The following is an 8653-nucleotide window of genomic DNA, read 5'->3' as shown; positions in this document are numbered from 1 at the left end:
CCTATATCCAGCGCGAGACTGCCAAGGTGCTGGGCGACAGCGTGGTGCTGGATTACCGTTTCGTCGATGACATTCCTTTGACCCGCAGTGGCAAGCGTCGCGTGACATTGTCGGAACTGGCATGAATATCACGCACGTGGTTGAAAACCTCAATCGCGGCGGCCTCGAGCGCATGGTGCTCGACCTGGTCCAGTTGCAGCAGCGGCAAGGCCATCAGTGCCAGGTGGTATGCCTGTACGACACCGGAGCGCTCGCGCACGAGCTCGATGCGGCGGGCATACCCGTGGTGGCCTGCCGCAAGGGACGCGGCATTGATCTGCGCGCGCTTGCCCGCGCCCGCTGGGCGATCGATCGCCACGATACCGATGTTTTGCACACGCATAACGCGGTGGCGCACTACCAGGCCGTTCTCGCCTCTTGCGGTCTCGATGTGCTGCGCATACTCAATACGCGCCACGGCATGGGCGCGGGCCAGCGTACCGGCCGCAAGGAGTGGCTTTATCGCCGGGCGCTCGCGCGCACCGACGTGGTGGTCACCGTCTGCGAAGCCGCGCGACGCAGCGGCGTCTCGCGCGGCATGTTGCCCAAGGCGATGACGCGCGTGGTGCCCAATGGCATCGCTGTTGATCGCTTCACTCCCGCATCGCGCGCCATGCGGCAGCACGTGCTTCACCTTCTTGGCCTGGACGACAGCGCCTTTCTTATCGGCAACGTCGGCCGGCTGAACTGGACCAAGGACCAGACCGGGCTGATACGCGCCTTCCGGCAGGTGCACGAGCAGTATCCGCACGCCGCGCTGCTGCTGATCGGCGACGGCGAACTGCGCGCCCAGCTCCAGGCGTGCGCAGCGGCGGAAGGCGTTCGCGACGCCGTGCATTTTCTCGGCGATCGCAACGACGTGCGCGACCTGTTGCAGGGGCTGGACCTGTTCGTGCTGTCCTCGGCCAGCGAAGGTTATTCCATGGCGCTGCTGGAGGCCTGCGCAGTAGCGCTGCCCATCGTTGCCACCGATGTCGGCGGCAACGGCGAGATCATCCAGAGCGGTCGCACGGGCCAACTGGTGCCTCCCGGTGACGCCGACGCACTGTCCGAGGCCATCCTGCTGCTGTTGCGCGAGCCGCATCGCGCCGCCGCGTACGGACGGGCGGCACGCAGCTGGGTCGAGCAGTACGGATCGCTGGAAGCCATGTCCGAGCGCTACGAGCGCCTGTACCAGGCCGTGGAGTACACGGCGTGAGCCTGAAGATACTCGTACTGACCAACTTGTTTCCCTCGCCGTGGGACCCGTTGCGCAGTCCGTTCAACCGGCAACAGTTCGAACGGCTTGGCCAACATCATGACGTGGACGTGATCACGGCCGTGGACTTTCGCGAGCGCTTCGGCCGCAAACGCCAGCCGTTTCGCGTGAACCACGTCAACAGTGAGCAGTTCGTGTTCTTCTATCCGCCGGTGATCGGCCGCCCGCTGCATGCCGCATGCTGGCTGGCCTCGCTGCTGGCGCAGAAATGGCGACGCCTGCGTCGCGTCCCTTACGACTGCATGTTGCTGAGCTGGGCCTATCCGGATGCGGCGGCGGCGAGCTGGGTGGCTCGGCATCTGGGCATTCCCTATGTGGTCAAGGTGCACGGCACGGATCTCAACGTGAAGGCCGAGCAAGGCTTGATCCGCCCKCAGATCCGCCAGGCCTTGCGCGGTGCGCAGGCCGTCGTGGCAGTAAGCCAGGCGCTGGCGGACAAGGCGATTGCGCTGGGTGTGGATCCGTCCCGGGTGCACGTGCTGTACAACGGCGTCGAACCCAATCTGTTTACGCCCGGCTCACTCAGTGATGCGCGCAGCAGGTTGTCGCTGCCGCAGGACGAACGCATTTTGCTCTACGTGGGCAACCTCAAGGACAGCAAGGGCTGCCTCGACTTGCTCGAGGCATTTCCACGCGTACTGGCCATGCATCCGGACGCGAACCTGATGTTCGTCGGCTCCGGCCCGAGTCGCGAGCCGCTACTGCAGCGCGCCGCCGCCCTGGGTTGCCAGGAGCGCGTGCGCCTCGTYGGCGCTGTCGAGCACGACGCACTCGGCGACTGGTTCCGCGCCGCCGACCTGCTGTGCCTGCCCAGCCATAACGAAGGCGTGCCCAACGTCGTGCTCGAAGCGATGGCCTGCGGCACACCCGTGGTCGCCACCCGCGTCGGCGGCATCCCCGAAGTATTGCCGGAGCACGCGGGCGTGCTGGTGGATGTGCATGATCGGATTGGTCTGGAGGGAGCGCTGGTGGATGCGCTTGGAAAAGCCTGGGACACGCCTCTTATCGCTGCCCATGCGAGTCGATTTCGCTGGGATGAGAACGTCCAGCAATTGGGTGGCATTCTTGAAGCGGCGGCGATGAGTCGTACGGGAGAGGTGAAGTATTCGGCGTCGTGAGTGCCTCGGTGTTTTACCGCCGCGCTTTCGCCAGCTCGCTCGCCTGTCTTGGGCATCCGTCATCTCGCCGGATGCCGGGTCACCTTCCCTCGCTTCAACGCCCAGCCTTGCCGAGCTGATGTTTTTGTAGGAGCGCACTTGTGCGCGACCAGCCTACGGAGCGGTACACCCAAGCGCTGCGGTCGCGCACAAGGTGCGCTCCTACAAGGATCTCGCAGGCCCGTACCGGTCGGCTCTTTGTGGGAGCGCACCCTGTGCGCGACAAACCTACGGAGCGATACACCGCAGCGTGGCTGTCGCGCACAGGGTGCGCTCCCACAGACAAGCGGGCGTGGCAGAAGGAAGGAACGATGCCTAAGCCGATGCGCAGCGAGGCCCGGCTTTAAGTCCTCAGCGATTCGGGCGCGTTGCGCAGCGCTTTGAAGTACCCGCTGTGTACCCTCGGAGGTTGTCCCATCAGACGCACCTCGAGCGTTCGGGCTTATCCCAACACGATGCTGCGGGCGTTATCAGGCCATTCTCTTTGGGTTACTTTCGACGCGAAGCTAGTCCCGAGGGATCTCTTGGGCCAGCAAGAGAAAAGTGACTCGAGCGGCGGCAGCCGTTCGAAACGCCCGCCGCGTCCCACTGGGACTAGCTTCGCGTCGCAGGCGGCACCCTGGCGATATCCCTGCAACCCAGAACCGAAGCTCTCGATGATCAGCCCCGCTGTTGAAGAGCGCTTCCCGCCTGCACTGGAATAACAGGCGAATGTTGAATGCGCCACACGCCCCCAGCCGCTACTTATCCGACACCTGCGCCAACTCCTCCCCCACCACCTCATCCCCAAACATCACATCCAGCCCTCTGCGCAAACCCACCCGCGGCTCCCAACCCAACACCTCCCGCGCCGCCCGCTGATCAAAATTTGCCAATGGTCGCAACGACCTCACCCGATAGCGCGTGAGCGGCACATTCCGATGCAACAATTTACCGAGGCCTTCCACACCCACCGCCAGCATGAGCAACAAACCGGTCGGCCAGCGCATAAGCCGCAGTCCCTTGCCGCGCTTGCGACGCACGCGATCGAGATATTCGCCCTGTGTCACGTTCGCCGGATCGACCACATGAATCACCTGCCCCTGCGCCGCCGTCACATGCGCCGCGAGCAACAACGCATCCACCACATCGTCCACATAGACGAGCGGCAGCGTCTGCGACGGCGAACCAACCGCAATCCATCGACCGGCGATGGCCAGGGTTCCGTTGGGCGTGGTGTTTTCCGATCCCGGCCCCACGATCTGGCCGGGGCGAATGATTACGGCAGGAAGACCGTGATCGCGCATGGCCTCGCGAACCAGCGTCTCAGCCGCCAACTTCGTCTGCGTGTAACTACCGCGCCAATCGGGATGGGGTTCAAGCGTCGATCCTTCATGGATCGCCACGGCGGGATCGCGCCCCGCGTGGTCGAGCACGCTCATCGAACTGACGTACACGAGCTTTTGCGTCGCGTGCTTCACGCAGGCGCTGACGATATTGCGGGTACCCCACACCGTGCCGGCCTCAAAATCGCGCGGGCCACCACCCATCGCTGCACCCACGTGATAGACCGTGCGTACGCCCTGCACCGCATGTTCCACGATGTGCGGATCGCCCAGGTCGCCCACCACCACCTGCTCGGCCAACGCCGCAAGTCGCGGGTCCGGCCGGCGTACCAGGACGCGCACGCGCTGGCCGTTGCGCCGGAGCGCACTCAGCAGGTTGCGCCCAAGAAAGCCTGACGCCCCCGTCACCAGGGCATCGACCGGTTCGAGCGCGACATATCGCGCTTCCAGCTCCTGCCTGCGCTCGTCATCGGCGCGGCGGCATGCCGCTTCCATCAGGGCAATGGGGCGACGGCCGTCCTCCGCGCTCACCGGCGGCGCCTTGCCATCACGCAATGCCTGGGCGAATGCCTGGGCGCCCGCCTGGATGCCAGGCGATGGCCGCAGCCGACCGGTGGCAAAACGAAGCACATTCCACGGTATGCGGAACACATCGCGCACCGCGCCAAAAAACGCGCCCATGACGATGCCGATGAATTTCGGTCCCGGCAACACGCGGCGAACGTGACACACCTGCAGGAAGCGATCGATCTCGATCACGCCGCCGGTGCCCTGCACCACGATGCGGTTGATCATCGGGCGGATATTCCATGAGAGCATGATGCGGCCGGTACCGGCCGCGCCCTCTGCCGTGGCCTGCCACTCATCGAACTTCAGCGTGGTGGATCTGCCAGTGGAGCGATATCGGATATCGGGTTGCGCAAGCTCGCCGAGAAAAGCTTCCAGTGTGTACAAGCCATGCACGCCCAGATCGCGGAACGGATAAGAACCCTGCGCCACCATCCCTGGCAGCGGGCCGCCACCATAGGGCGGATAATCGGAGCTGCGCCATACGTCCACCGCCACCAGCTCGCCGCAGGCGCCGGCGTCAACCAGCGCCTTGGCACGCATCACCATCGGGTCGAACAGGTCCGAGTGATCGACCGAGAGCACCAAGCCCTTTTCGCGCGCCTTGGCGATCATGGCGTCGCACTCGGCCACCGAATCGGCCATCGGCTTCTCCACGAAGACATGGCAACCCATGTCGAGCGCGCGCAAGGTCAACGGGCAATGACTGGACGGTGGCGTCAGCACATAGATGGCATGCGGGCGAGTTTCGCCGAGCTCGGCAAGATCAGAAAACACCCGCTCGATGCCGAACGCCTGGGCAAGCTTGCGCGCAGCGTCCACATCGAGATCGCAGATGCCGACGATCTGGACATAGTCCAGTCGCTGCAGCGCCTCGATGTGATAGCGCGCCACGTAGCCCGCGCCCACAATGCCGATGCGCAGACGGTTGTCGACAGAAAAATTCATCCAGGCACCCGACGGTCGGCCAATGTCATATCCGCCGTGGCCAGCGACGTGGCGACCTCACGCAGCACGTCCTCCACACGGCGATCCCAGGTTTGATCAGCCACCGAGGCCATGCGCTCGGCAGCGCCCTTCTGCGGTCCATCGGCCAGGACCTGGTCGAGACCGGCCAGAAAATCCTCATGGCCTTCAGCGATGCGCACCACGGACGCAAATCGCGCAATCTCAGGATTGCTCACTGCAACGATGGGCTTGCCGGTGGCGAGATATTCGCGCAGCTTCAGCGGATTGGCATTTTCCACCTGGCGATTGCGCCGATACGGAATGATCGCAGCGTCGAACGCCTTGGCCCATCCGGGCAAGCTGCCATACGGCTGCGCGCCGGCGAGCACTACGTTCGGCAGTGCCTCCAGTTCGGGCACCTTGATCGCGGCATAGCCCACCAGCAGGAAGGTCCATTGCGGCCGTGAACTTGCCAGCCAGGCGATCAGCTCCACGTCGATCCATTCGTGGATCGAACCGAAATAACCCACGACGGGGCCCTTCAGTTCGCGTGCCAGGGCAGGAACCTCCGTCGCCGGGTCGGCTGCGCGTGCAAACAGCTTGGTGTCCACGCCGTGCGGGGAGTAGCGCGTTTGAGGGTTCTGCGCCTGCTTGATTGCCAGCAAGGCAGGAGGTGCCACGAAGACGATGTCCGCGCGCTGGGTTAGCGCCAGGTCGCTGGCAGCGATCACTTCGGCGTCTACGCCAGGGTGAGCGGCATAGTCGTCGATGCAGTAATAGACACAGAAGTTTTCGCCCAGGCGTCGCGCGAGAAAGCCCGGATGAGGCGTCACGAACCATGAGATGCGACGCCTTGTGCCAAGCACACGCATGGCGCGTCGCAGCGCCCACTGGCTGAACAGGCGGTTGAACAAGGGCACGCCGGGAATGCGCCGGAACGGCAGCTGCGGAACCGTGCAATGCCAGAAATTGGTGTCCACGCGTTGCGGCGACCGAAAGGCTTCGCGCAGTTTTCGAAATGCCCGGCGCAGGTCGCGTCCGCTGGCCTGCGGCGCGCGCATGCCCGGGGAATCCACGTATAGCACCGGCATGTGCGCGGCCAGACGCGTGGCAACGTGATGGCTGCTGGTACGGTTTTCCGCCCACCAGTCGTTGCCGAAATAGACCACGCCGTAGTGCTCTAGCATGCCAGCTCCCGCGCGAGGGCCGGGCGTACATCCATCATGACCTGTCCCCTGTCCAGGTTGATCACCCCAAGTGAAGAGCGGCGCATCGAAGGTGAACGCCGCCGGGTAGGCACGGACACCTGCTCCGCCCACTGTTCGACACAAGCAGCCTAACCCAATGCCGATGACCCTCCCATCCGTCGAATTGCCAAGGCAACCGGAGCGAAAAGCCTTGTTTCCAGCCATTTCCACGCAATCACGCGTGGTCGAACCGTGGCCTATCGGCCGTTCGCCATAGCCTGTCGGTGGCATGCCCCATTGACTATGTGCCCGATGGATATCAAAGCCCATTGGCGACAAAGTGGAGCCTGGCAGGACGGCGCCCGATGGCAGCCCAGGCCGCTGATCGACGCCCTTGCGGCGCTCGCCCATTCACATCCTTTCCGTGCGAACTGTCGTCATGACGCTCCGACCGAAAAAGATGCAATTGCTGCAATGGATACCGCATGCCGTGGTATTCACGCGCGCGCCTGGCGCCGACAAGGCCCTCTATCTCACCTTTGACGATGGCCCCAATCCCGACCACACGCCGGCCCTGCTGGAACTGCTGCGCAGGCATGGCGTCAAGGCTACGTTCTTCCTGATCGGGCGCGAAGCGGAACGCTATCCGCAACTGGTGGAGCGCATCGTCGAAGAAGGACATGCGCTGGGCAACCACTCCTATAGCCACCCGATGTTCGACGCGCTGACCCACACCGAGCAATGGGTGGAAGTGGAGCGCACGGACCAGGTGCTGTCCCATTTCGACGGGCTCATTCATCACGGCTTTCGTCCACCGCGTGGCGTATTCTCGCTCTTGCTGACGCTGCGCTTTGCCCTCAGCAAGCGCAAGCTCGCCTACTGGTCATACGACACGCTCGACTATCAAGGCCGCGAGCCGGAAGAACTCGCCGCACGCCTGCGTGCACAACCGCCGCGCGCAGGTGACGTCATGTTGATGCATGACGACAGCGACTGCTCGCGCCGCATGCTGGAACAGCTGCTGCCCGAATGGGAGCAACACGGTTTCACCTTTCGYGCGCTGCCTGCATGACGCTGGGCAGCGCACCATGCGGAACGCGCCTGCCATGGCGCGGCGACCGCTGACAGGGGATGTGAGATGAGCCTAGCACTGGGCCTGGCGTTGCTGATCTTGGCGGTGCTCGCCGCCGTCTTCTGCATCGTGGCGTGGATGGCCATACGTTCGCGCAACATGCAGGTGTGGCTGGGCAGCTATCTGCGCCGCCGGCCGCGACCCGCCGTGACTGGGCCAACCCACGTCATGTTCTGCTTCGTGGATCACTACGAACCGGCCWGGGGTCGTGTGGATCTGGACACCCAGCGCGCCCGCGTCGACCGCTGGCACAGCGGCTATCCGGCCATGGCGTCGCGCCATCGCGACGCCGATGGACGCCCGCCCCAGCACACTTTCTTCTATCCCGAAGAAGAGTACCTGCCCGAACACCTGGACAAGATCGCCGAACTCTGCGCCAACGGCTATGGCGAGATCGAAATTCACCTGCACCATGACAACGACACGCCGGAAAACTTCTGCGCCACCATCTCGCGCTTCAACGAGCTGCTGCATGCGAGGCACGGGGCGCTGTCGCGTGATCCACACACGGGCCAGCTGCGCTTTGGTTTTATCCATGGCAACTGGTCGCTGGACAACTCACGCGCGGACGGTCGCTGGTGCGGTCTCAACAATGAGCTGATCCTGTTGCGCGAACTGGGCTGCTACGCCGATTTCACCCTGCCCTCCGCGCCCAGCGAAACCCAGACGCGCGCCATCAATTCGATCTACTACGCCACCGATGATCCCTGCCGACCGAAATCCCACAACACCGGGATGCCGGTGCGTGTCGACGGCACGCCCACGGGCGACCTGATGATCGTRCAAGGCCCGCTGGGGCTGGACTGGAAGCGCCGCCGCAAGCTGATCATGCCGCGCATCGAGAACGCCGATGTGCGCCACAGCTGCCCGCCGACGCCCGAACGTGTCGATGCCTGGGTGCGCACGGGCATTCACGTGGAGGGACGCCCGGAATGGATCTTCATCAAGATCCACACGCATGGCAMCCAGGAACGTGACATGGAGACGCTGCTCGGCGCCCCCATGCACGCCATGCACGAGCATCTGGAGTCGGCGTACAA

The 8653-nt window shown here is 64.2% G+C and carries 6 protein-coding genes; 4 read left to right on the top strand and 2 right to left on the bottom strand.

Going from position 1 to position 8653, the window contains the following annotated elements; genetic code table 11:
• Positions 1-121 precede the first annotated feature (121 nt).
• Together pelF and AC1DMG_RS17040 are read left to right on the top strand one after the other, a co-directional pair.
• On the top strand, positions 122-1237 hold the full coding sequence (gene pelF / locus AC1DMG_RS17045) for a GT4 family glycosyltransferase PelF (protein WP_441603187.1): 1116 nt from the start codon (positions 122-124) through the stop codon (positions 1235-1237).
• Positions 1234-2415: a glycosyltransferase family 4 protein gene (locus AC1DMG_RS17040; protein ID WP_477180810.1), complete on the top strand. Its 1182-nt coding sequence runs from the start codon at positions 1234-1236 to the stop codon at positions 2413-2415. Before pelF ends, AC1DMG_RS17040 begins: the two co-directional genes overlap by 4 nt.
• A 779-nt stretch (positions 2416-3194) precedes the next feature.
• On the opposite strand, the gene AC1DMG_RS17035 is transcribed toward AC1DMG_RS17040, so the two are convergent.
• Together AC1DMG_RS17035 and AC1DMG_RS17030 are read right to left on the bottom strand one after the other, a co-directional pair.
• Positions 3195-5294: an NAD-dependent epimerase/dehydratase family protein gene (locus AC1DMG_RS17035; protein ID WP_441603185.1), complete on the bottom strand. Its 2100-nt coding sequence runs from the start codon at positions 5292-5294 to the stop codon at positions 3195-3197.
• The gene (locus AC1DMG_RS17030; RefSeq protein ID WP_441603184.1) at positions 5291-6481 is read right to left on the bottom strand and encodes a glycosyltransferase; all 1191 of its coding nucleotides are present in this window, start codon (positions 6479-6481) and stop codon (positions 5291-5293) included. The genes AC1DMG_RS17035 and AC1DMG_RS17030 overlap by 4 nt, the downstream gene beginning before the upstream one ends.
• Before the next feature lie 439 nt (positions 6482-6920).
• On the opposite strand from AC1DMG_RS17030, the gene AC1DMG_RS17025 reads away from it, so the two are divergent.
• Positions 6921-7553 carry a polysaccharide deacetylase family protein gene (locus tag AC1DMG_RS17025; RefSeq protein WP_441603183.1) on the top strand — a complete coding sequence of 211 codons (633 nt, stop codon included), beginning with the start codon at positions 6921-6923 and terminating at the stop codon, positions 7551-7553.
• A 66-nt stretch (positions 7554-7619) separates the two neighbouring features.
• Positions 7620-8653, top strand: a 1034-nt coding sequence (locus tag AC1DMG_RS17020) for a hypothetical protein (RefSeq protein ID WP_477180809.1), incomplete at its 3' end; no start/stop codon positions are given.

The organism is Dyella sp. 01N36 (genome assembly GCF_056399745.1).
Note: the sequence above shows the minus strand (reverse complement) of the source record. Positions and strands in the feature narration are given on the sequence as shown.

Coding starts and splice junctions, on each gene's coding strand:
- pelF (WP_441603187.1), top strand. CDS start 122: ATGAATATCACGCACGTGGTTGAAAACCTCAATCGCGGCGGCCTCGAG.
- AC1DMG_RS17030 (WP_441603184.1), bottom strand. CDS start 6,481: ATGCTAGAGCACTACGGCGTGGTCTATTTCGGCAACGACTGGTGGGCG.
- AC1DMG_RS17035 (WP_441603185.1), bottom strand. CDS start 5,294: ATGAATTTTTCTGTCGACAACCGTCTGCGCATCGGCATTGTGGGCGCG.